The sequence below is a fragment of the Phenylobacterium sp. Root1290 genome (assembly GCF_001425305.1).
Taxonomy (GTDB): domain Bacteria; phylum Pseudomonadota; class Alphaproteobacteria; order Caulobacterales; family Caulobacteraceae; genus Phenylobacterium.
Window position 1 is genome coordinate 619391 of the sequence record NZ_LMEE01000001.1, and the last position, 21926, is coordinate 641316.

The window sequence follows — 21926 nt, forward strand, 5'->3', positions numbered from 1 at the left end:
ATCCGTTCTGACGGGATGTCGAGCGCGGCCGCCAGCAGGCGCACCGCAGATCGACTCCACACGGATAGGGCTATGGCGCGGCCCACGCGCTAGGGCCGTTTGCGGAGTGCGCCGAGGGATTTACCTTAGGAGATTGCGGCGCCGCTGAAGCGTGGCAGCTTCACTTGGAAGCCGCGTCCCTCGCGATCCAGACTTTTGAGAATGGCCGCTTTTGGCCTAGCGCCCAGCCTGATCGGCCGCTTTCTCCTGAAGCGCTCCGGCCTTGTCCTGCAGCGCTTCGGCGGCGCGCTGGCGTTCAACCGCGCGCCACTTGGCGACGTTCTTCAGGTGCTCGTCATAGGTCGCGGCGAAGACATGGCCGCCGGTGCCGTCGGCGACGAAGAACAGGTGCTCGCTGGTCGGCGGATCCAGCACCGCGGCCAGGGCGGCGCGGCCCGGATTGGCGATCGGCGTCGGCGGCAGGCCGTCGATCTGATAGGTGTTGTAGGGGTTCGGCTTGGCCATTTCCGAGGCGCGCAGCCCCCGTCCCAGCGGCTTGCCGCCGTTCAGGCCGTAGATGATCGTCGGATCGCTCTCCAGCCGCATGCCCTTGCGCAGCCGGTTGACGAACACCGCGGCGACCTGCGGCCGCTCGCTGGCGATGCCGGTCTCCTTCTCGACGACCGAGGCCAGGATCACCGCCTCTTCAGGCGTCGCGATCGGCAGGCCCGGCTGGCGCTTCTCCCAGAGCAGCGCCAGCAGTTCGTCGCGCGCATCCATCATCCGCTTCAGCACGGCCGAGCGGTCTTCGCCGCGCTCATACTGATAGGTTTCCGGCAGGATCGAACCCTCGGGCGGCGCCGCCGCCACGCCGGTCAGATCGGGGCGGGCCATCAGCGCCGCCACCGCCGCCTCCGAGGTCATGCCCTCGGGGATGGTCACCTGGTGGATAACGATCTTGCCCTCGCGGATGTCGCGCAGGATCGAGGCCAGCGACGCGCGGCTCTTGAACTCGTACTCGCCGGCCTTCAGCGACTTGGCCGCGCCGGTGACCTGCGCCGCCGCCGCGAACACGGCCTTGGAGCGGATCGCGCCCGAGCGCTCCAGCGTCGAGGCGATTTCGGTCAGGCCGGCGCCCTTGCGCAGCATGACCACCCGCATCTCGCCGCCGTCCGTTGACGGGCCAGGCCCTTGGTAGGACCAGAGCGCCCAGGCCAGCGCCAGGGCCAGCACCACGCCAAGCGTCGCCGCGGCGCTGCCCAGGATGATCCCCAGGCGGCGAAGCGGCGGCAGGGCTCCGCCAGACTTGCGGCGCCCCTTGCCCGTCGACTTGCGCGGTCGGCGGCTCACGAGACCTTCTTGAAGACCACGGAGGCGTTGGTGCCGCCGAACCCGAAGCTGTTGGACAGGGCGATGTCGATCTTCATCGGCTTGGCCTTGTTCGGGACCAGGTCGATCTCGGTCTCCACCGACGGATTGTCGAGATTGATGGTCGGCGGCGCGATCTGGTCGCGAATCGCCAGCACCGTGAACGCCGACTCGATGGCGCCGGCGGCGCCCAGCAGGTGGCCGGTGGCCGACTTGGTCGACGACATCGTCATGCCCTTGGCGGCGTCGCCCAGCAGACGGGTGACGGCGCCCAGTTCGATCTCGTCGCCCAGCGGCGTCGAGGTGCCGTGCGCGTTGACGTAGTCGATGTCGGCCGGATCGATGCCGGCGTCCTTGATCGCCGCCTTCATGGCGCGGAAGCCGCCGTCGCCGTCCTCGGCCGGAGCCGTGATGTGATAGGCGTCGCCGGCCAGGCCGTAGCCCGCGACTTCGGCGTAGATCTTCGCGCCGCGCGCCTTGGCGTGTTCGTACTCTTCCAGCACCAGCACGCCGGCGCCTTCGCCCATCACGAAGCCGTCGCGGTCCTTGTCATAAGGGCGGCTGGCCTTCTGCGGATTGTCGTTGAAGCCGGTCGACATGGCGCGGCAGGCGATGAAGCCCGCAACGCCCACCGGGCAGATGGCCGCTTCGGCCCCGCCGGCCACCATCACGTCGGCGTCGCCGTACTTGATCAGCCGGGCGGCGTCGCCGATCGCGTGCGCGCCGGTGGCGCAGGCGGTGACGACCGAATGGTTCGGGCCCTTGAAGCCGTGGCGGATCGAAACCTGGCCCGAGGCCAGGTTGATCAGGGCCGAGGGGATGAAGAACGGGCTGACGCGGCGCGGGCCCTTCTCGAACAGCTCGACGCTGGTCCGCTCGATGGTGGCGAGGCCGCCGATGCCCGAGCCGATGATGACCCCGGTGCGTTCCTTGTCCTCGTCGCTTTCCGGGACCCAGCCCGAATCCTTCACGGCCTCGTCGGCCGCGGCGATCGCGTAGAGGATGAAATCGTCGACCCGGCGCTGATCCTTCGGCGCCAGGGTGTCGTCGGGATTAAACGAACCGGGCACACCTTCGCCGCCGCCGCCGCGACCATCGACCCGCGGCACTTCGCAGGCGACCTGGCAGGCATAGTCGGTGGGATCGAAGGTGGTGATGCGCCCTGCCCCGGACTTGCCTTCCAGAATGGCTTTCCAGGTGAGTTCGGCGCCTTGGCCGAGGGGGGTCAGCAAACCGATGCCGGTGACGACGACACGACGCATGCGCGGGCCTCCAAACGCAGACCGCCGCGAACTCCGAAGAGCTTCGCGGCGGCCGAATATTCAATGAATTCCGTGGGTTCGCCTTAGGCGCCCAGGCGCTCACCGATGAACTTCACCGCATCGCCAACGGTCTGGATGTGCTCGGCGGCGTCATCCGGGATCTCGATGTCGAACTCTTCTTCGAAGGCCATGACCAGCTCGACATTGTCGAGGCTGTCAGCGCCCAGGTCGTCGATGAAGCTCGCCTTTTCGGTGACCTTCTCGGGGTCGGCGTCCAGATGTTCGATGACGATCTTACGCACGCGCTCGAGGATGTCGGACATTCGCTTAAGTCCCTTTGTTTCGCTAAATCCATCCGCGACGGCCGACGGGATGTCAACCATTGCGGACATATGGGTAGAGACCTTCGCCTCGCCGGTTCGCGCGGCGACGTAGCATGTTCGCCACGGCCACGCCAGCGGGCTCAGATCATGGCCATGCCGCCATTCACATGCAGGGTTTGGCCCGTCATGTAACCGGCTTCGTCGCTGGCGAGGTAGACGCAGGCGGCGGCCACTTCGCCGCCCGTTCCCAGCCGCCCAGCGGGGATCGTGCCCATGATCTGGGCCTTCTGTTGTTCGTTCAGGGCGTCGGTCATCGGGCTCTCGATGAAGCCCGGCGCCACGCAATTCACCGTGATGCCGCGGGTCGCGACTTCCTGCGCCAGCGCCTTCGAGAAGCCGATCATGCCGGCCTTCGAGGCGGCGTAGTTCGCCTGGCCCGGATTGCCCATGACGCCGACGACGGAAGTGATGCCGATGATTCGGCCAAACCGCCGCTTCATCATGCCCCGCATCGCCGCACGGCTGAGTCGGAAGTAGCTCTCAAGGTTGACCTTGAGGACAGCGTCCCAGTCCTCATCCTTCATCCGCATCAGCAAGCCGTCGCGGGTGATTCCGGCGTTCGCGACCAAGACGTCGATCCCGCTCCCCGTCACCTCTTCCGCGCGGCTGATCAGCGTATCGACTGATGCCGGGTCGGACAGATTGGCAGGCACGGCCGACGTCCGCTCGCCCAGTTGCTGGGCAAGGTCCTGCAGCACGGCCTCGCGAGTGCCCGACAGCACCACGTGCGCGCCGGCGGCGTGCAGCGCCTTGGCGATCTCGCCGCCAATGCCGCCGGTCGCCCCGGTGACCAGGGCGGTCTTTCCCGTCAGGTCGAACATCTCAGAGTCCCTTCGCGAAGGCTTCAAGGTCGGCGGGCGCGTTCAGCGGGGTCGCCTCGGCGTCCGGGGCGATGCGCTTGGCCATGCCCGACAGCACCTTGCCGGCGCCGGCTTCGGCGAAGCGGGTCACCCCGCCCTCGCCGGCCAGCCAGATCATGCTCTCGCGCCAGCGCACGCGGCCGGTGACTTGTTCCACCAGCAGGCGGCGAATCTCTTCGGGATCGAGCGTCGGCCGCGCAGTGACATTGGCCACGACCGGCGCGCGCGGCGCGAGGATCGTCGCGCTCGCCAGCGCTTGCGCCATCTCGTCGGCCGCCGGCTGCATCAGCGGACAGTGGAAGGGCGCCGAGACGTTCAGTGGGATCGCTCGCGCGCCCAACTCCTTGGCTTTCTCGATGGCCAGGTCGACCGCGGCCTTGTCGCCCGAGATCACCACGTTGCCGTTGTTGTTGTCGTTGGCGACGACGCAGACCCCGACCTTCGAACCGGCTTCTGCGGCGGCCTCGGCCAGCGCCACGTCAGTCTTCGGTCCGATCAGCGAGGCCATCGCGCCCGCGCCCACCGGCACCGCGCGCTGCATGGCCTGGCCGCGCAGTTTCAGCAGCCGTGCCGTGTCGGCCAGGCTGATCGCGCCCGCGGCCGCCAGAGCCGAGTACTCGCCCAGCGAGTGACCGGCGACGAAGGCGGCCTTCTCGATCCCGACGCCGAATTCCTTCTCCAGGGTCCGGGTCACAGCCAACGAGACCGCCATCAGGGCGGGCTGAGCGTTCTCCGTCAGGGTCAGGTCGCCTTCTGGCCCCTCGCGCATCAGCGCGAACAGCTTTTGGCCCAGGGCGTCGTCAACTTCCTGAAAGACCTCACGGGCCGAGGCGAACGCCTCGGCGAGGTCCGCGCCCATCCCGACAGCTTGGCTGCCCTGGCCAGGAAAAATGAAGGCGAGGCTCATTGCGCGTCTCCCACGCACTTACGATTCCGAGCCGGGAGGGTTAGGGGATAAGCCAAGCCCCGGCAAGGCGGCGATCAATAACGGGAGGATGCGATGCGCGCGGTGATCCGGCGGAACAAGCAACTTGTCTGCGACGACATCGCGGAGCTCAAGCCTGACCAAGGGCAGGTGCTGGTGCGTACTCTGGCCTGCGGAATTTGCGGCTCGGACCTGCACGCCCTCCATCACATGGAGCACATGATCGACCTCACGCGTCGCGCGGGCGGCATGGGCGACGGGTTCGATCCCACGGCCGACACCGTCTTCGGCCACGAGTTCTGCGCGGAGATCCTGGAGCATGGGCCCGGCACGACCGGCCTCCTGAAGGCCGGCACGCGAGTCGTCTCGATTCCCGCCACCCTCACCCCGGTAGGCGGCGTCGAGATGCTCGGCTTCTCGAACAACCTGCCCGGAGGCTTTTCCGAGCGCATGATCCTCTCCGAGGCCCTTCTGTTGCCGGTCCCCAACGGCCTGCCCACCGACAAGGCCGCCCTCACCGAGCCCTTCGCGGTCGGCGCCCACGCCGTCGCCAAGGCGCGGCTCGACCCCAACAGCGTCGCGCTGGTAGTCGGTTGCGGTCCCGTCGGCCTTGCGGTCATCGCCGGCCTCAAGGCGCGCGGTCATGGCCCGGTCATCGCCGCGGACTTCTCGCCTCGCCGCCGCGCCGCCGCCGAGATGCTGGGCGCCGACGTGGTGATCGACCCCGCAGTCGAGAGCCCCCACGATCGCTGGGAGAGCTTCGGTGTCCCCAAGGCCCGTGCGGCCCAGAACATGATCCGCATGATGGGCGGCAGCTTCGGTCGTCCTGTCGTCTTCGAGTGCGTCGGCTCCCCCGGCGTTGTTCAGAGCCTGATCGAGGCCTCGCCGGCAGGATCCCAGATCGTCGTCGCCGGGGTCTGCATGGAGACCGATCGAATCGAACCGGCCATCGCCATCACCAAGGAGATCGAGCTTACCTTCGTGTTCGGCTACACGCCTGAGGAGTTCGCCGCGACCCTGCACGACATCGCCGAAGGCCGTATCGACGTCAGCAACGTCGTCACCGGCACGGTCAGCCTCGACGGCGTCGCCCAGGCCTTCAGGGACCTCGGCGATCCGGAGGCCCACGTGAAAATCCTGGTCCAGCCCTAGAGTTTCATGGGGCTGGCGTAGCCGGTCAGCTCCAAATAGCCCCGACCGCCTTCGGTGCGAACGGCGCCCTCCCAGTAAACGGGACCCCCGGAGGCGCGGCTGTCGAGTTCCTGGTCGTCGAACAACGGCTTCAAGGTCCAGCGTCGCTCGCCCTGCGGGGTCCGCACCGCTACCGTCCGTTCGATCGGATAGACGGCGCCGGTCCGGGGAGAACGCCAGCTTCGCAGGGAGCCGAACTTCACCTCGGATGGCGCAAATCTGGCGACCGTCCCGTCGCGGCTGCGCAACGAACCTCCGGCCCAAAGCGCACGCCCGGCCGTGTCACGGACCTGGAAGGCCATCAGCGCTCCGCCGTCGTCCAAGTTGAGGCCAACCCAGTCCCATCCGACCGCCGCCGGATCCAGCAGCGTCGAGGACCATTCCCGATCCAGCCAGGCCGCGCCAGTCACCTTCACCGCCTTGCCGTTCCGGATGACCGAGCCGGACGCCTTCAGCTGGGGAACGCTGTAGTAGTGGCTGGCCTGGCCCGGCAGCGGCCCCTTGCGGCTGAAGCCGCCCTCGCCCTGCAGCAGAACCGGTTGGGTCGGTGCGAACACGAGGTCGAGCAGGAACCCGTCGCCAGCCACTTTCGTGACGTAGCGACCCTCAGGGGTGCGCCGCAGCCGCCAGTCGTCGATCGACAGGTCCATATCGCCGGTCGCCGCCTCGGCGAGCCCGAAGCCGGCGCGCGCGATCCGCTGGCCATGCATGAGCCTACCCAGTGCGGGGTCCGAGATAGCTGCATGGGCGAACAGGATCTGCTTCGGCGCGAACGCACTGGGGTTGGCTGGCTCCACCGGCGGCCGCGAGCGGAAGAACGTCACCTGGAACCCGAGTTCTTCGCCGCCCTCCGCCCTCAGCCAGCCAGTGACGTACCACCACTCGGTCCGAAAGTCCGGGTGGGCTCCGTGGTCGGCAGGGAACCGCAGCGCCACGCCTGGCCGCACCGTGGGATAGGTGGGAGCCTGAGCCGCCGCGGGCGCCGCAGACACCAGCAGCAAGACCAGTACGCCGGCAAGCCATCGCCCCATCACCAGTCCTCCCGAACAGCGCGTACCGCGTCAGCCGACACCGCGCGGCGCCCCGCCACCAGTGCGGTTCCTGCCGCCGAGACCACCAAGGCGACGCCAACGCTGAAGAGCAGCCCCCACGGCGGCTTCGTCTCCATCGTCCAATGGAAGGACTGTGGGTTCACCACGTGGATGAGAACCTGACTCATCGCGAGGCCAAGACCGATTCCCGCCAAGCCGCCGACCGCGCCGAGCAGAGCGCCCTCCGTCGCCAGCATTGCGACGATCTGGCCCTTGGTGACGCCCAGGTGCCTGAGCATTCCGAACTCCTTCGTGCGCGCGAGCGTCTGGGCCGAGATGGTCGCCGCGACGCCCGCCAAGCCCACCACGATGGCGATGGCCTCAAGACCGTACGTCACAGCGAAACTGCGATCGAAGAGGCGCAGGGCCATGTCCCGGAGAGTAGCCGGCTCAGCCACGGACACGCGGCCCGCAAGCCGCTCGGGGACGTTCGCTTCGAGCGCTTCCGCTACGTCCTGACGGTCTGCGCCGGCCTCGAGGGTTACCGAGGCCTCGCTACGCCAGCGGTCGCCGGTCAACGCCGTATAGTCATGGCTCTCCAATGTCACAGCCCCATGCTGGCGCGCGTAGTCCCGCCAGATCCCGGTGACGAAGAAGGCTCCAGGCGGGGTCCCTCCAATCGGCAGATCGATCCGCTGCCCCACCTTCCAGCCGTACAGCCAGGCCGCAGGCTCGGACACGTAGACTGCGATCGCGCCGGGAGGCGCCGGCTCCGTTCGGCCGATCATTGGCGGCGCACCAGCGTCGAGACCGCCCTCGGGCCGCGCGATCAGCGCCAGGGGCGGCGCGTCGGCGCTCATCCGCAGCATCGTCGTGCGCATGAACGCGATCCCGGCGACGCCAGGCGTCGAGGCCAGCCGCGCCTGCTCCTCCGGGTCGAACCCACCGCCTGTCCCGACCGACTCGATGCGGACATAGAGATCGGCAGGCAGGACCTGGGCCAGCCAGTCTTCCACCGATCCCCGGAAGCTCGACACCATGACGGCCATGGCCACCATCAGACTGGTGCTCGCCACGACGCCGCACAGCGCCACCGCGGCCTGGGACGGCGCGCCCCACAGTCGCTTGATCGCCAGGTCCGGCGCCACATGCCCGAAAGAACGCCCCTTCAGTCCCGACAGCAGGACCCTCGCCAGCCGCGGCATCGCCGCCACGCCGCCTGCCAGCAGCAGGGCCATCGAGGCGTAGCCGAGCAACGGCACGCCTGCGACCGCAGGAGCGAAGGCGGCCGCCGCGCCGGCTCCCAGCAACAGCGCCGCCGGCCAGATCGCCGGCGTGACACGTGGGTCGACAGAGTCACCGGCGTTCTTGAGCGCCACGGCGGGCTGTGCGCGCGCGGCCTCGCGCGCCGGCGCCAAGCTCCCCACGACCGCGGTGACCAAGCCTAGGCCAAGGAACACCAGGGCGGGACCTGGCGTCAGCACGAGCTGGGGCTTCGCGCCAGCGAAGTAACCTCCGCCCAGATCACCGCCCAACAGGCGCAACGCGCCGTCCGCCAGTCCGAACCCCAAGGCGATGCCGACGCCGCCGCCCGCCACACCGACACCGATGCCTTCGGCCATCACCTGGGCCAGCAACGCCCTGCGCCGCACCCCCAGCACCCGCAGCAATGCGAACTGCGGACGTCGCCTCGCCACCGACAGCGACTGCGCCGAATAGACGAGAAATCCTCCGGTCAAGAGCGCCATCAACGCCAGCATGTCGAGATTGACCCGGTAGGCGCGGCTGAGGCTGTCGCTGCGCCGCTCCTCGCTCTCCGGGCTGACCAGTTGGGCGTCGGAGGGAAGCGTCTGTTGCAGAACTCCAGCCACCCGAGCCGCGTCCACGCCCGGCGAAAGCTTGAGGTCCAGGCGCTGCAGGCGACCCAGCGTCCCCAGCCGCCACTGAGCAGCGGCGATGTCCAGCACCGCCAGGCGCCTCTCTTCACCCACTCCAGGAAGCACGCCGGCGATCCGGAACGTCGCCCTGCGGCCGCCCGCGATGAGCTCGATCGGTTGGCCCACGGCCCGGCCGACCAGCGCCGCCGGCGAGAGGAACACCGCCGACTCGTCGAAGGCGGCCTCCATGGTCGGCCCGCGCGCGTCTCCGCCTTCAGCCGCCAACGGACGGCCGATCAGGCTGGGCGTGACGACCACGGCTCGCAGAACGTCCAGACCCAGAACCGTGACGGTTTCACCCGGACGATCCGTGCCGGCCTCAAGCTCGACCACGGGGCTGACCGCCGCCACGCCCGATGTCCGCGCGAGCTTCGGATAAAGCCCCTCATCGAAGCCGAGCGACGTCGTCGAGCGCACCTGCAGCTCGGCGTCCCCGTTCACGGCGCTGACGGCCTTGGAAAATTCGCTGAGCGCCGAGGCGTTCACCAGATGAACGGCCAGTCCCAGGGCGACGCCGATGGCGATGGCGGCCGCTGCAGTCAGCACACGCATCGGATGCGCCCGCCACTCTCCCAGGATCATCCAGCGCGCGGCCAGGCCCCGCTGCTCAGGCGGCGCGTTCGACAAGGCCGTTCCGTCCGAGGATGAGAATGCGATCGGCCGCCGCCGCCGCAACCTCCGAATGGGTGACGAGCACCGCTGAAGCGCCCGAACCCCGGATCTGCCGGGCGAACACTTCCAGCACGCGGTTGGCGGTCTCCGGATCGAGATTGCCTGTGGGTTCGTCGGCGAGCACCAGGCCCGGTTGATGGATCAAGGCGCGGGCGATGGCCACGCGCTGCATCTCGCCCCCCGACAGTTGGCGCGGATAGTCGTTGGCGCGCCCGGCCAGACCGACCGCGGCCAGCATCTGTTCGGCGCGCTCCAAGGCGCGGTCGCCGCGTTGACCCTGCAGCGCCAGCGGCAGCGCCACGTTCTGCCCGAGCGTCAGGTGCGGCAGCACGTGGAAAGCCTGGAACACGAAACCGACGCGGTCGCGGCGCAGCAACGTACGCCGGTCGTCGTCAAGCCCGGCGAGATCAGCGCCGTCGATGGAGATCGCGCCCTGATCGGCCTGATCCAGCCCAGCAATCAGGTTCAGCAGGGTCGACTTGCCGACGCCCGATTCGCCCATGATCGCGACGAACTCGCCGGCCGCCAGACGCAGGTCCAGCCCCTCGAACAGGACGCGACCGCCGGGAACCGACTTGGTGAGATCCGTGATCTGCAAAATGGGCGCGGTCATCGGCGTCATCCTAGCCTGAACCGCGCCCAGGCGAAGCTAGGACGGTTTGGGCGGCGGCGGCGCCAAGCGCCGCTGGGCCAGGGCCGTGCAGGATGCGATACCGATCGGGCCGCTCTCGTCGTAGACGCGGGCGTCGCCCACCGCCACGCCGTCATCGGCCCCATGATAGACGCTCTCGAAGCCCACCCACTCGGTGTCGGGCAGCTTGTGCAGGTACAGCGTCACATCCGAATTGATGTAGCCCAGGCCCTGGTCGCCCACATGGGTCAGCGGGCTGACGAAGTCGGCGGCGACCGCCACACGCTGGAACGGGGTCAGCGGCTCGCCCTCGACGACCTCGCGCACTTCGCTCATCCAGGTGCGGCGCTGCTCGGCCGTAGCGAATCCGCCGCTGATCGGACGCGAGGCCCACATGCCGCCCATGCCGCCGCGGTTCTCGGGCTCGGGGATGTCGACCGGCGACGGCACATCCCAAGTACCGGGCTTCCACACGGCGCCTTCCGAGTTCTCGGTGCGCTTGAGAAACTGGCAGGTGGCGCGGGCCATGCTGACGCCGCCGGAAATGAACTCAGCGTCGATGACACGTATCCGGCCGCTTTCGCGCACGACCGTCGTGGTGACCTCGATCGGGTCGAAGCCCGGCAGCTTGTACATGTCGACCGTCAGACGGGCTGGGATGAAATCCGGATCGCCGTGCTTGTTTTCGAGCACGAAGCCGAGAAGACCAATGATGACCCGACCGTGGAGCGACTTGGGATTCCAGGGGCCGCGGCAGGAAGGGGTTGGGACGTAAAATTGACCGTCCCGTTTGAAAAAAGGTTCGTTTGCCATGGCGCGGGACCATGACGGATTCCCCTGGCCTAGCCTAGGTTGCGCGCTCGATCGGATGGCCATTCCCCGCGCCGGGGCCGCCGCACGAAATTCGTTTCGCCGCCGAGCATTTGCGCGCGCCGTTCCAGCTGCCCTAAGCTCGGCATTGGCAAGATCGTTCCGAGAGGCAGTTCGTCGATGCGTTTCCCTTTCCTTGGAAAATTGGCGGCCGGCGCCATGTTGAGCGGCATGACCGCATTTCCCGCCGCCGCCCTGCCCGATCCCAGCGATCCTTACGCCTACATGGAGGAGATCGAGGGCGACCGCGCCATGGCCTTCGCCAAGGCCGAGAACGACCGCTCGCTGCCGCAGCTTCAGAACGATCCGCGATACGCCAAGCTCTACGACCAGGCGCTGGCCATCGCCACGGCCAAGGACCGCATCACCCCCGTCGGATTCGCCGGCGACGGCACGCTGCGCAACTTCTGGCAGGACGCCGAGCACGTCCGTGGCGTGCTGCGCTCCACCACCCTGGCCAGCTACCGCACCGGCAATCCGGAATGGCGGACCATCCTGGACGTCGACGCCTTGGCCAAGACCGAAGGCAAGAACTGGGTCTACAAGGGCGCCCACTGCCTGGCCCCGGACGACCGCATCTGCCTGATCGATCTATCTGACGGCGGCAAGGACGCCGTCGAGGTTCGCGAGTTCGATATCAAGACTGGCCAGTTCGTGAAGGACGGCTTCTTCCTTCCGTATGGCAAGCACCGCTACGCCTGGATCGACGCCGACACCCTTGCCGTGGCGACCGAGTGGACCAAGGGCGAACTGACCACCTCCGGCTATCCGTTCGTGATCAAGATCCTCAAGCGCGGCCAGCCGCTGGCCCAGGCGAGCGAGGTGTTCCGCGGCAAGCCCGACGATGGCGGCTACGGGGTCAGCCCGATCGCCCTGCGCGACGCGGACGGCAAGCTGCAGGCGCTGATCGCTCATCGTCCGCTCGACACCTTCAACGCCGAGCATCACCTGATCGGTGACGCTGGCGCGACCAGGCTGCCGTTGCCGTTGCGCTCCTCAATTCAGGGCCTGCTCGACGGCCAGATGCTGCTGACCCTTGAAGAAGACTGGGCCGCCCAGTCTGGCAAGTCGGGCGACCTCATGGCTCTGGACCTTGCGGTCCTCAAGGCCGACGCCACGAACGCCAAGGCGACGCTGGTCCTTCGACCTACCGACAGCCAATCGGTCGAACAGGTGGCGACGACCCGCAACCGGCTCGTCGTGGCGCTCTATGACAACGTGAAGGGCGGGGTGCTCAGCTTCCGACACGACGCCAAGGACTGGACCTCGACCAAGCTCGACCTTCCGGCTGATATCTCGGTCGGCATCGCCTCGGCCTCCGACCGCGACGACCAGCTGATCCTGCAGGTGGCCGGGTTCCTGACGCCCTCCACTCAATTGCTGGCCGACGCCGCCATCGGATCTCACGAGACACTGCGCAGCCTGCCTGCCCGCTTCGACGCCTCCAAGCAGATGGTGGAGCAGAACTGGGCGGTCTCCAAGGATGGGACCAAAGTCCCGTACTTCCTGGTCCGCGCGAAGGACATGAAGTTCGACGGCTCCACGCCGACCCTGCTCTACGCCTATGGCGGCTTCCAGGTTTCGCAGACGCCCGGCTACGCCGCCACGGTCGGCAAGCTGTGGCTGGAGCGCGGCGGGGCCTATGCGATCGCCAACATCCGGGGCGGCGGCGAGTTCGGCCCGCGCTGGCATGAGGCCGGCCTAAAGCTCAACCGCCAGCGGGTCTATGACGACTTCTTCGCCGTCTCCGAGGACCTGATCGCCCGCAAGGTCACCAGCCCGACGAAGCTCGGCATCATGGGGGGCTCAAACGGCGGGTTGCTGATGGGCGTGGCCCTTACCCAACGGCCTGAGCTCTACAAGGCGGTGGTCATCCAGGTGCCGCTGTTCGACATGATCGGCTACACCCACATCGGCGCCGGCGCCTCATGGGTCGGCGAATATGGCGACCCGGCCAATCCGGAGGAGCGGAAGGTGATCGACACCTATTCGCCCTATCAGAAGCTGGCCAAGGGCAAGCCCTACCCGCGCGTCTTTCTGGAGACCTCGACCAAGGACGACCGCGTCCATCCGGCCCACGCCCGCAAGGCTGCCGCCCGGCTCAAGGAGCTGGGCTATGACTACCTCTACTACGAGAACATCGACGGCGGTCACGCCGCCGCCGCCAACCTCAACGAGACCGCCAAGCGCCAGGCGCTTGAATACACCTATCTCAGCCAGCAGCTGATGGACTGAAGGCGGCGCCCGGGCGGGCTTCCACCCCTCGGGCGTCAACTTCGTCGCCGCATTCGGAGCAGGTCATCACCGGCTGGAAGTCGCAGCCGCAGGACTTGTGGCGACGCAAAATCGGCGGTCCGCGCCCATCGTCATAGTGGCGGTCGCCCCAGCTGACGATCGCCAGGATCACCGGATAGAGGTCCAGCCCCTTCTCGGTCAGCCGGTACTCGTGGCGGGCCGGCCGCGCCTGGTAGGCCACCTTCTGCAGCACGCCCTCGTCGGTCAGCACCTTCAGCCGGTCGGCGATGATAGTGCGCGAGATGCCCAGGCGCTCCTGGAACGCCTCGAACCGCCGCACGCCCAGAAAGCAGTCGCGAAGGATCAGCAACGTCCAGCGGTCGCCGATCACCGCCACCGATCGTGCCAACGAGCAGGGCTCACGGCTCAATTCGTCCCATTTCATCGCCGGCTCCATCCGCCATTGACCAAGTCCAGATTCGATACCATGGTCCGTCCAGAAAATAAACTTATGGGAGACGAGCCATGGCGGCCTGTCTGGTGGTCGGCGCCGGCGACGGTGTGGGCGGAGCGATCGCACGCGCCTTCGCAGCGGAAGGCATGGAGGTCTGCATCACGCGGCGGGCCCGCAACCTCGAGCAGTTGGAAGAACTCGCCCAATCGATCCGTGACGGCGGCGGCAAGGCTCGCGCCTACGGGGTCGACGCCCGCTCCGAAGAGGAAATGATCGCTCTCGTCGACAAGATCGAGGCCGAGGTGGGCCCATTGGAGGTCGTCGTCTTCAACATCGGCGCGAACGTCCGCTTCAGCCTGACCGAGACCACCTCGCGCGTCTTCCACAAGGTCTGGGAAATGGCCTGCTTCGCCGGGTTCCTGACCGGTCGCGAGGCGGCGCGCGTGATGATCCCCCGGGGCCGCGGCACGATCCTCTTCACCGGCGCCTCGGCGTCCGTGCGGGGCCGGCAAGGATTTGCCGCTTTCGCCTCGGCCAAGCACGGCCTCAGGGCCTTGGCTCAGTCGGCCGCCCGCGAGCTCGGCCCGCAAGGGATCCACGTCGCCCATGTGGTCGTAGATGGATCGATCGACGGAGTGTTCTCCCGCACCAACATCCCCGACGTCGAGGCGCGGCTTGAAGGCGACAGAATCCTCAAGCCCGAAGAGATCGCCAGCAACTATGTCTGGCTGCACAAGCAACAACGCTCGGCCTGGACGCACGAACTCGATCTGCGGCCCTGGACCGAGACCTGGTGAGGAAAGACCCATGGGAAAGACCGTCGAGTTCATCTTCGATTTCGCCAGCCCCAACGCCTATCTGGCCCATTGCGTCCTGCCCGACATCGCACAGCGGACCAGCGCCGAGATCGTCATCACGCCCAGCCTGCTCGGCGGGCTCTTCAAGATCACCGGCAACCAGGCGCCGATGACGGCCTTCGGCGGCATTCAGGGCAAGCTGGCCTACGAGGCGCTCGAGACCAAGCGCTTCATCGCCAAGCATGGCCTCAGCCAGTACCAGTTCAACCCGCACTTTCCGATCAACACGCTGCTGATCATGCGCGGCCTGGTCGCCGCCCGCCGCATGGGGGTCGAGAGCCCCTACACTCAGGCGGTCTTCGCCGGGATGTGGGAGCGCGGCCTGAAGATGGATGATCCGGCCGTCGTGGCGAGCGTCCTCACCGAGGCCGGGCTCGACGCCAAGGCGATCCTGGAGGCCACCCAGGATCCCGAAGTCAAAGCCGAGCTGCTGGCCAACACCGAATCCGCCGCCGCGCGGGGCGCCTTCGGGATTCCCACCTTTTTCGTCGGCGACGAGATGTTCTTCGGCAAGGAACGCCTTGGCCAGGTCGAGGAGGAACTGGCGGCCTAGCGTCGCCGGCTCAAACCGGTCTACCACTCCGTTTCTGGGGAGCTGGAGCCGGCCATGGACGTGGATTCAACTGGCGGGGCGGTCACCGGGGCCATGGTGGCCGCGGCGATCGAAAAGCCGACCGGCCTAGCCGGCGCGCATAGCCATCACTGCGACGACTGCGGCGCGGAAGTCACCGGCCGCTTCTGCGCCGATTGCGGCCAGACGGCGCATACGCACCGCACGCTGCTGCACCTGGGCGAAGAGATCCTGCATGGGGTCATGCACTTCGACAGCCGGATCTGGCGGACCCTGCCGCTGCTGGTGGGCGACCCGGGCAGGCTGACCCGCGAGTGGGTCGCCGGCAAGCGGACACGCTACGTTTCCCCGCTCGCCATGTATCTGTTCACCGTCTTCGTGATGTTCATGATCCTGAGCTTCATGCCGGTGAACACTCAGATTCAGACCGCGGAAAACGCGGTTCGAGATGCTGCCAGCGGCCCCGCATCCACCGGCACCGCCTACATGATGGCGACAAACGAGGTCGTGCAGGCCGAGCTGGCGCTGACGGAAGCGCCGCAGGGCGAGGATCCTGCCTCGATCGCCAAGCGTGCTGAATTGACAACGCGCTTGGCCGTTGCACGCGAGGCCGAGAGGGCCGCCGACGCGGCGATGCAGGAGGCGCCGACTGCCCCCAACGTTGCAGTCATGGGCGCCAACCTGGCCGACAATCTGCGTGACGCCGTCGCCAACGGCGACCTCAAGGTCAACACCGGCGACAAGGCGCTCGACAAGAAGCTTTTGAAGAAACTGCAGAATCCCGAGCTCACGCTCTACAAGCTGCAGCAGACCTTCTACAAATTCTCGTTCCTGCTGATCCCGATCTCGATCCCCTTCGTGGCCCTGCTCTTCCTATGGAAGCGTGGGTTCACGCTCTACGACCACGGCGTCTTCGTGCTCTACTCCCTGACCTTCATGGCCATGCTGATCATGCTCACGGCCGGGGTCATGCGGTTCGGCGGCGTAGTCGCGGCCTTGGCGGCCCTCGCTGCAAGCATCGCCGCGCCAGTGCACATGTTCGCCCAGGTGAAAGGCGCCTACGGCCTGTCCACCTTCTCGGCGCTATGGCGCACGGTGATGCTGCTCTTGTTCTGCAGCCTGGCCCTGGCGCTGTTCCTGGCGGCGGTCGTGATGCTCGGCGTCGCCGGCTAGAAGAACTGCGCGAGATTGCGGCGGACCCGGTCCAGAACCGGTTCGTCGTCCCCGTCGATCTCGAACACCTGGCCGGTTATCGTCTCGAACGCCTGAATGTAGACCTCCGCCGTATCGACCAGCATCTGCGCCGGGATCTCCGGAATCGGGTCCTTGTAGGGGTCGCAACGCTCGGCCACCCACGCGCGGACAAAATCCTTGTCGAAGCTGTCGGGGCGCTTTCCCTCGGCAAAGCGCTGCGGATAGCTCTCGGCGAACCAGTAGCGGCTGGAATCGGGCGTGTGGATCTCGTCGGCCAGGATGATCTGGCCTTCAGCATCGACGCCGAACTCGTACTTGGTGTCGACCAGGATCAGGCCACGCTCGGCGGCGATCTCCTGTCCGCGCGCGAACAGGGCCAAGGCGTACTTTGACAGGGTTTGCCACTGCTCGGTGGTCAGCAGCCCCTGCTCCACGATCTGCGCGGGGGTCAGCGGTTCGTCGTGGCCGCCGTCGAACGCCTTCGAGGTCGGGGTGATGATCGGGTGCGGCAGCTTCTGATTGTCGGTCATGCCGTCGGGCAGCACATGGCCATACATTTCCCGCTCGCCCTTCTTGTAGAGCGTCAGGATCGAGGTGCCCGTGGTCCCGGCCAGATAGTCCCGCACGACGATCTCGACCGGCAGGATGTCCAGGCGGCGGCCGATCACCACGTTCGGATCGGGATAGGCCAACACATGATTGGGGCAGATGTCGCCGGTCTTCTCGAACCAGAAACGCGCGGTCTGGGTCAGGACCTGCCCCTTGAACGGGATCGCCGCCAGAATGCGGTCAAAGGCGCTGATCCGGTCGCTCGCGATGATGATCCGACGGCCATCGGGCAGGTCGTAATTGTCCCGCACCTTGCCGTAGTAGGGATTGGGCAATTCCGGAATGATCGCGTCGCGCAGAACGCGGTGAGCGTTGCGAGCCAGGGCCGTCTTGTCCATGGGGTGATCCGCGCCGAAAACGTTAAGCGGCTCTCTAGCCTATTGCGCGCGTAAGGCCACCCCGGAACGGCCTACTGACCGCCCATCGTCTGCACGATCCGCGCGATCGCCGGCAACATCAGCACGCCGATCAGGCAGGGGAAGATGAAGAGGATCAGCGGCACGGTCAGCTTGACCGGCAGGGCCAGCGCCTTTTCTTCAGCGCGCAGCATCCGCTTGGCCCGCATGTCCAGCGAGAACACCGACAGCGTCTCCCCCAGGCTGGTGCCCATCTCTTCGGCCTGCCGCAGCATTGTGGCCAGCGCCCGCGCATCGTCGATTCCCAACCGGTCGGCGAAGGCGAGCCAGGCGTCCTTGCGCGACTTGCCCGCCCGTAGTTCCAGGGTCAGGATCCGCAGATGGACCGTCAGTCGCGGATAGCGCCGCGCCAGCTCGTCTGAAACACGCGAGACGGCCGCATCGAGGCTCAGCCCCGCCTCGACCGACGCGACCAACAGATCCAGCAGGTCCGGAAAGCCGTCGGCGTACTCCAGCTCCCGGCTCTTCTGGCGCGCCTTCAAAAACTGGTCCGGGCCGATCAGGGCGGCGCCGGCGAACACGCACGCGACCGCGATGGCCGCGCCCCCTCCCCCTTTCATGGCGAAAGGCAGCACGGTGATCACCGCGAGGGTTGCGACGGCGAGCGCAGCCGCGCGCGCGCCGAGATAGTAGATCGCGGCCTCTCGATTGAAGAAGCCTGCTCGGGTCAGCCGCATGCGCAGATCAGAGATCTTGGACGGATCGCGTATGGCCGCCTGCTGTCCCAGCCGCCTTACGCCGTCCGCCACCTGGCCCAGCACCCGGCTCTCGCCTCGCGGAGCGATGCCCGGCGCCGTAGCGCCCGGCGACTGGAACCGTGCACGGCGCTGCGCGCGCAGCCGCATCTCGCCGGCCAGCACCGCCGCGCCACCCAGCGCGGCGAACGCGAGCAACGCGAAGGCGGCCATGGTGATCAGGTTCTGGAGTTGAACGACGTCCATCGGGCTAGATCCGCATGTCGATCATCTTGCGCATGACCAGATTGCCGATGAGCATCCACACGCCGATCACGACGAGCCCGATCCTCACCATCGGCACGTGCATCACATCGCCATAGAACTCGGGCGACAGGACCACGATCGCGCCAGCGGCCAGGAATGGAGCGGCGGTCAGGATCATGGCCGAGGCCCGTCCCTCGGCGGTCGCGGCCTTGACCTTCAGGCGCATCCGCAGCCGATCGCGCACCGTCGCGGCGTTCAGCTTGAGCAGTCCCGTCAGGTTTCCGCCCGCACGTTCCTGCAACCTGACGGTCGCGGCGAAGAGGTCCACGTCCGGATGCTGGCACCGCAGAGACATCCGATTGACCGCTTGCTCCAGGGTCGCGCCATAGGCGATCTCGTCGGCCGCCATGCCGAACTCCGAACCGATCGGGTCGGGCATCTCCCGGCCGACAAGAGCCACGGCGGTCGGCACGGGATGCCCGGCCTCCAGACTTCGCACGATGACGTCCAGCGCCTGGGGCAATTGCTGACCGAGCGCGACCGCACGCCGGCCCGCCTTGAACTTCAGAAAGACGATAGGTCCCAGCAGCCCGAACAGCACCGCGCCGATCGGAATGGCCAGAATCTGCCGCGTCGCCGCGAAGCCGACGACGGCCCCCGCCAGCGTCACGCCGCCAATCATCATCAGCCACCGCCGGCCGTTGTAGGGGACGCCGGAACGGACGATCAGCTCGCTCAGCCACGCCCAGCCGCCCTTGGCGTCGCCCGAAGCATTCAGGCCGCGCTGCTTGCGCAGTTCGACCACCAGTTCCGCGATAGATCCCCCAGTGCGTTCGGCGACGAGCAGCCGGCGGTTGACCTGCCGCTTGACCTTCGCCGTTCTGAACAGCCCAACAGCCGCCTGGACCGCGGAGAAAGCCGCGGCGAACACCAGCACCAGATAGACCGACGAGACGTCGAACGGCATCAGGCCAGAACCCGGTTCGGATCGAAGTAGGCCGTGTCGTAGGCGATCCCGCGCCGCATCATCTCGTCCAGGCAACGCGGACGAAGGCCGGAGGCCCTGAACTCGCCGTGCACGACCCCATCGGCCGTCGTGTGGCTGCGATGGAAGGCGAAGATCTCCTGCATCTGGACCACCTGGCCCTCCATGCCGACGATCTCGCTGACGCTCATCATCTTCCGCTTGCCGTCGGACATGCGCATGATCTGGATGATCATCCCGACCGCCGAGGCGATCTGGCCGCGCACGGCCTCGGGCGACAGCTTCATCCCCGACATCGCCACCATCTGCTCCAGGCGGGTGATCGCATCGCGCGGGGTGTTGGCGTGGATCGTCGCCATCGAGCCCTCGTGGCCCGTGTTCATGGCCTGCAGCATGTCGAAGGCTTCTTCGCCGCGCACTTCCCCCAGGATCACCCGGTCGGGGCGCATCCGCAGCGCGTTCTTGACCAGCTCGCGCTGGCGGATTTCGCCCTTGCCTTCGATGTTCGGCGGCCGGGTCTCCATCCGCACCACGTGAGGCTGCTGCAACTGAAGCTCAGCGGCGTCCTCGATGGTGATCAGGCGTTCCTTGATGCTGATGGCCGACGACAGCGCGTTGAGCAGAGTCGTCTTGCCCGACCCGGTCCCGCCGGAGATCACCGTCGACACCCGCGCCTTCACTGCCCCGTGCAGGAACTCGGCGACGCAGGCCGGCATGGCGCCGACCTCGACCAGCTTCTCGAGCGTGTAGGGCTTCTTTGAGAACTTCCGGATCGAGACGCAGGCGCCGTCGATGGCGATCGGCGCGATCGCCGCGTTGACGCGGCTGCCATCGGGCAGGCGAGCGTCGACCATCGGCTGGCTCTCATCGATCCGGCGCCCCACGCCGGCGACGATCCGATTGACGATCCGCAGCAGGTGATCGTTGTCGCGGAACCGAACAGGCGTCGGCTCCAGCTCGCCCCGCCGCTCCACGTACACCTGGTAGGGACCGTTGATCAGGATGTCGTTGATGCTGTCGTCCTTGAGCAGCGGCTCGATCGGCCCCAGCCCGACCATTTCGTCATGAACAGAGGCGCCCAGCTCTTCCAGCTCGGTGGTGTTCAAGACGAGCCGCTCGGCGCGGGCGAAGTCCCCGACCAGCGCCATGACCTGCCGCCGCAGTTCGCCTTCGGCCAGGCTCTCAAGCTTGGAAAGATCGAGCTCTTCGATCAAGCGCGCGTGCAGCTTGAGCTTGATGTCCAGCAGCTGGTTGCTGGGCGTTGGCGGCGGCGGCGGGGGCGCAGCTACTGCCTCCACAGCCCTGACATCAGCGGGCGAGGGCTTCGCGGCGATCGTAAAGCGTCCCATCAGGCAGCCTTTCTTGGCCAGCCGCTGCGGCGCGGTGGCGCCGCCTGCACGCCCAGCAGACGGTCGATCAGGACAGCGACGTCCTTGACGATCTTGGATTTCGGTCGGTGCTGGCTGATCGGGCCGCCCAGGTTCACAGAGGCGGCCGCGGCCTCCCAGTCCGAACTGATCCCCGCCTCCGCCTTGCGCTCCAGGGCCCGCTCGGCTTCCGCCACCGAGGGCGCGGGACCGAACATCCGGCTCGCCAGGCGATTGAGCACCACACGGGTGCGTGCGCCCACCGGCAGGGTCGCCTCGACTTCCGTCGCCAGCGCCCGGGCTGCGAGCAGCGCGGGAACCGTCAGCTCCGATACGATGAAGATGTCGTCCGATCCGGCCAACACCTCCAGCGTCCATGGCCTGCGGTGGCGCGGCATGTCGACGATCACGAAGTCATAGGCCTCGCACGCGATCTCCAAGATCCGCAGAACTGCTTCCTTGGAGATCTGCTCGAACGCCAGCGGGTCGCGCGGACAGGCCAGCAGATCCAGGCCCTTGGCGACCGGCGTGGTGAAGGCGGCCAACAGAGCGGCGTCCATGCGTTCGGCGGCGGGTCCGAACTCGGCCAACCCCATCGCCGCGGTCGCGCCCAGATAGCCGGCGGCCGCCCCGTCGGCGAGGTGCAGGTCGATCAGGCAGACGGCATGCTCGCGGTTGGCGCGCGCGGCCAGGGCGCTGGCGAACTCGATCGCCAGGGTGGTCGCGCCGGCCCCGCCGACGGCGCCGAGGATCGACCAGCACCGCGAGGTGCTGATGCTGGGCGGCGCGGGTTGCGCGCCGGCCGCATCTAGCAGGCCGAAAACCGCCTCTCGAACCTGTTCGTCGGTGTGCGGCGGCTCCAGCACGTCCGACTGCGGCAAGCGCATCGCCACGCGCACCAGGCTCGCCGGCAGCCGCGTGCCGACCAACAGCACCGGCGGCGCGGCGCCGGAAGCCGCCAGGATCTCCAGCGCCGCAGTCAGCGCCGCCGGCTCCAGGCTGTCGACATCGACCAAAACCACATCGAGCGTGGAGGTCCTCGCCTCCGCCAGCCGTTCCAGGCCGGCCATCTCAAGCGCCGCGCCGAACAGCGGCCCGCGAGCCAGCGGGGCGAGGCTGGGGCCGACCGCCAGGACGCGCCGACCAAGGAGGCTCCAATGGGTCATGACTGCGACCTCGAACTCACGC

General features: G+C 67.6%; 20 protein-coding genes. 5 read left to right on the top strand and 15 right to left on the bottom strand.

What is annotated here, in order from left to right; all coding sequences use genetic code 11:
• Positions 1–216: 216 nt before the first annotated feature.
• From mltG to fabD, 5 genes are all read right to left on the bottom strand, one after another.
• Complete coding sequence (gene mltG, locus ASC79_RS02990; RefSeq protein WP_056019448.1) at positions 217–1329, bottom strand: endolytic transglycosylase MltG; 1113 nt, start codon at positions 1327–1329, stop codon at positions 217–219.
• The gene (gene fabF / locus ASC79_RS02995) at positions 1326–2609 is read right to left on the bottom strand and encodes a beta-ketoacyl-ACP synthase II (protein ID WP_056019450.1); all 1284 of its coding nucleotides are present in this window, start codon (positions 2607–2609) and stop codon (positions 1326–1328) included. Before fabF ends, mltG begins: the two co-directional genes overlap by 4 nt.
• 83 nt (positions 2610–2692) lie before the next feature.
• On the bottom strand, positions 2693–2932 hold the full coding sequence (locus tag ASC79_RS03000) for an acyl carrier protein (RefSeq protein ID WP_056019455.1): 240 nt from the start codon (positions 2930–2932) through the stop codon (positions 2693–2695).
• A gap of 140 nt (positions 2933–3072) precedes the next feature.
• Positions 3073–3813, bottom strand: coding sequence for a 3-oxoacyl-[acyl-carrier-protein] reductase (gene fabG / locus ASC79_RS03005; RefSeq protein ID WP_056019458.1), 741 nt, complete (start codon positions 3811–3813; stop codon positions 3073–3075).
• Position 3814: 1 nt separating this feature from the next.
• Positions 3815–4759, bottom strand: a complete 945-nt coding sequence (gene fabD, locus ASC79_RS03010) for an ACP S-malonyltransferase (RefSeq protein WP_056019461.1) — start codon at positions 4757–4759, stop codon at positions 3815–3817.
• Positions 4760–4852: 93 nt separating this feature from the next.
• Between fabD and ASC79_RS03015 the strand changes: the two genes are divergently transcribed.
• Positions 4853–5929, top strand: coding sequence for a zinc-binding dehydrogenase (locus ASC79_RS03015; protein ID WP_056019464.1), 1077 nt, complete (start codon positions 4853–4855; stop codon positions 5927–5929).
• On the opposite strand, the gene ASC79_RS03020 is transcribed toward ASC79_RS03015, so the two are convergent.
• Genes ASC79_RS03020 through ASC79_RS03035 form a run of 4 tightly spaced genes read right to left on the bottom strand, consistent with a single transcriptional unit; the run spans position 5926 to position 10932 of the window.
• Entirely contained in the window at positions 5926–6999 is a 1074-nt protein-coding gene (locus tag ASC79_RS03020; protein WP_056019467.1) for a lipocalin-like domain-containing protein, read from the bottom strand. The genes ASC79_RS03015 and ASC79_RS03020 overlap by 4 nt on opposite strands.
• The gene (locus tag ASC79_RS03025; protein WP_200937070.1) at positions 6999–9563 is read right to left on the bottom strand and encodes an FtsX-like permease family protein; all 2565 of its coding nucleotides are present in this window, start codon (positions 9561–9563) and stop codon (positions 6999–7001) included. The genes ASC79_RS03020 and ASC79_RS03025 overlap by 1 nt, the downstream gene beginning before the upstream one ends.
• Positions 9544–10221, bottom strand: coding sequence for an ABC transporter ATP-binding protein (locus ASC79_RS03030; RefSeq protein WP_200937071.1), 678 nt, complete (start codon positions 10219–10221; stop codon positions 9544–9546). Before ASC79_RS03030 ends, ASC79_RS03025 begins: the two co-directional genes overlap by 20 nt.
• Before the next feature lie 36 nt (positions 10222–10257).
• Positions 10258–10932, bottom strand: coding sequence for an acyl-CoA thioesterase domain-containing protein (locus tag ASC79_RS03035; protein WP_235528728.1), 675 nt, complete (start codon positions 10930–10932; stop codon positions 10258–10260).
• Between the two features lie 348 nt (positions 10933–11280).
• Between ASC79_RS03035 and ASC79_RS03040 the strand changes: the two genes are divergently transcribed.
• The gene (locus tag ASC79_RS03040; RefSeq protein ID WP_235528730.1) at positions 11281–13344 is read left to right on the top strand and encodes a prolyl oligopeptidase family protein; all 2064 of its coding nucleotides are present in this window, start codon (positions 11281–11283) and stop codon (positions 13342–13344) included.
• On the opposite strand, the gene ASC79_RS03045 is transcribed toward ASC79_RS03040, so the two are convergent.
• Complete coding sequence (locus ASC79_RS03045) at positions 13322–13789, bottom strand: helix-turn-helix domain-containing protein (protein WP_056019479.1); 468 nt, start codon at positions 13787–13789, stop codon at positions 13322–13324. The two genes, ASC79_RS03040 and ASC79_RS03045, sit on opposite strands and share 23 nt — an antisense overlap.
• Before the next feature lie 80 nt (positions 13790–13869).
• Between ASC79_RS03045 and ASC79_RS03050 the strand changes: the two genes are divergently transcribed.
• From ASC79_RS03050 to ASC79_RS03060, 3 genes are read left to right on the top strand one after another with little or no spacing between them, the layout of a single operon-like run.
• Entirely contained in the window at positions 13870–14595 is a 726-nt protein-coding gene (locus tag ASC79_RS03050) for an SDR family NAD(P)-dependent oxidoreductase (RefSeq protein WP_056019482.1), read from the top strand.
• Between the two features lie 10 nt (positions 14596–14605).
• On the top strand, positions 14606–15208 hold the full coding sequence (locus ASC79_RS03055) for a 2-hydroxychromene-2-carboxylate isomerase (RefSeq protein WP_056019484.1): 603 nt from the start codon (positions 14606–14608) through the stop codon (positions 15206–15208).
• A 54-nt stretch (positions 15209–15262) separates the two neighbouring features.
• Positions 15263–16399, top strand: coding sequence for a DUF3667 domain-containing protein (locus tag ASC79_RS03060; protein WP_056019487.1), 1137 nt, complete (start codon positions 15263–15265; stop codon positions 16397–16399).
• Here ASC79_RS03060 and ASC79_RS03065 read toward each other — a convergent pair.
• The 5 genes from ASC79_RS03065 to ASC79_RS03085 form a co-directional block, all read right to left on the bottom strand.
• The gene (locus ASC79_RS03065) at positions 16396–17367 is read right to left on the bottom strand and encodes a phosphoribosylaminoimidazolesuccinocarboxamide synthase (protein ID WP_056019492.1); all 972 of its coding nucleotides are present in this window, start codon (positions 17365–17367) and stop codon (positions 16396–16398) included. The genes ASC79_RS03060 and ASC79_RS03065 overlap by 4 nt on opposite strands.
• A 71-nt stretch (positions 17368–17438) precedes the next feature.
• The gene (locus ASC79_RS03070) at positions 17439–18353 is read right to left on the bottom strand and encodes a type II secretion system F family protein (RefSeq protein WP_056020957.1); all 915 of its coding nucleotides are present in this window, start codon (positions 18351–18353) and stop codon (positions 17439–17441) included.
• A 37-nt stretch (positions 18354–18390) separates the two neighbouring features.
• Entirely contained in the window at positions 18391–19353 is a 963-nt protein-coding gene (locus ASC79_RS03075) for a type II secretion system F family protein (RefSeq protein ID WP_056019496.1), read from the bottom strand.
• Positions 19353–20720 (bottom strand): CpaF family protein, encoded by a 1368-nt coding sequence (locus ASC79_RS03080; protein ID WP_056019499.1) that lies wholly within the window; start codon positions 20718–20720, stop codon positions 19353–19355. Before ASC79_RS03080 ends, ASC79_RS03075 begins: the two co-directional genes overlap by 1 nt.
• Positions 20720–21904, bottom strand: a complete 1185-nt coding sequence (locus ASC79_RS03085) for a hypothetical protein (RefSeq protein ID WP_056019502.1) — start codon at positions 21902–21904, stop codon at positions 20720–20722. The genes ASC79_RS03080 and ASC79_RS03085 overlap by 1 nt, the downstream gene beginning before the upstream one ends.
• Positions 21905–21926 lie beyond the last annotated feature (22 nt).

Coding starts and splice junctions, on each gene's coding strand:
- ASC79_RS03045 (WP_056019479.1), bottom strand. CDS start 13,789: ATGAAATGGGACGAATTGAGCCGTGAGCCCTGCTCGTTGGCACGATCG.
- fabD (WP_056019461.1), bottom strand. CDS start 4,759: ATGAGCCTCGCCTTCATTTTTCCTGGCCAGGGCAGCCAAGCTGTCGGG.
- ASC79_RS03000 (WP_056019455.1), bottom strand. CDS start 2,932: ATGTCCGACATCCTCGAGCGCGTGCGTAAGATCGTCATCGAACATCTG.
- fabG (WP_056019458.1), bottom strand. CDS start 3,813: ATGTTCGACCTGACGGGAAAGACCGCCCTGGTCACCGGGGCGACCGGC.
- ASC79_RS03065 (WP_056019492.1), bottom strand. CDS start 17,367: ATGGACAAGACGGCCCTGGCTCGCAACGCTCACCGCGTTCTGCGCGAC.
- ASC79_RS03080 (WP_056019499.1), bottom strand. CDS start 20,720: ATGGGACGCTTTACGATCGCCGCGAAGCCCTCGCCCGCTGATGTCAGG.
- ASC79_RS03050 (WP_056019482.1), top strand. CDS start 13,870: ATGGCGGCCTGTCTGGTGGTCGGCGCCGGCGACGGTGTGGGCGGAGCG.
- ASC79_RS03070 (WP_056020957.1), bottom strand. CDS start 18,353: ATGGCCGCCTTCGCGTTGCTCGCGTTCGCCGCGCTGGGTGGCGCGGCG.
- ASC79_RS03020 (WP_056019467.1), bottom strand. CDS start 6,999: ATGGGGCGATGGCTTGCCGGCGTACTGGTCTTGCTGCTGGTGTCTGCG.
- ASC79_RS03015 (WP_056019464.1), top strand. CDS start 4,853: ATGCGCGCGGTGATCCGGCGGAACAAGCAACTTGTCTGCGACGACATC.
- ASC79_RS03040 (WP_235528730.1), top strand. CDS start 11,281: ATGACCGCATTTCCCGCCGCCGCCCTGCCCGATCCCAGCGATCCTTAC.
- ASC79_RS03085 (WP_056019502.1), bottom strand. CDS start 21,904: ATGACCCATTGGAGCCTCCTTGGTCGGCGCGTCCTGGCGGTCGGCCCC.
- ASC79_RS03055 (WP_056019484.1), top strand. CDS start 14,606: ATGGGAAAGACCGTCGAGTTCATCTTCGATTTCGCCAGCCCCAACGCC.
- fabF (WP_056019450.1), bottom strand. CDS start 2,609: ATGCGTCGTGTCGTCGTCACCGGCATCGGTTTGCTGACCCCCCTCGGC.
- ASC79_RS03060 (WP_056019487.1), top strand. CDS start 15,263: ATGGACGTGGATTCAACTGGCGGGGCGGTCACCGGGGCCATGGTGGCC.
- ASC79_RS03030 (WP_200937071.1), bottom strand. CDS start 10,221: ATGACCGCGCCCATTTTGCAGATCACGGATCTCACCAAGTCGGTTCCC.
- ASC79_RS03075 (WP_056019496.1), bottom strand. CDS start 19,353: ATGCCGTTCGACGTCTCGTCGGTCTATCTGGTGCTGGTGTTCGCCGCG.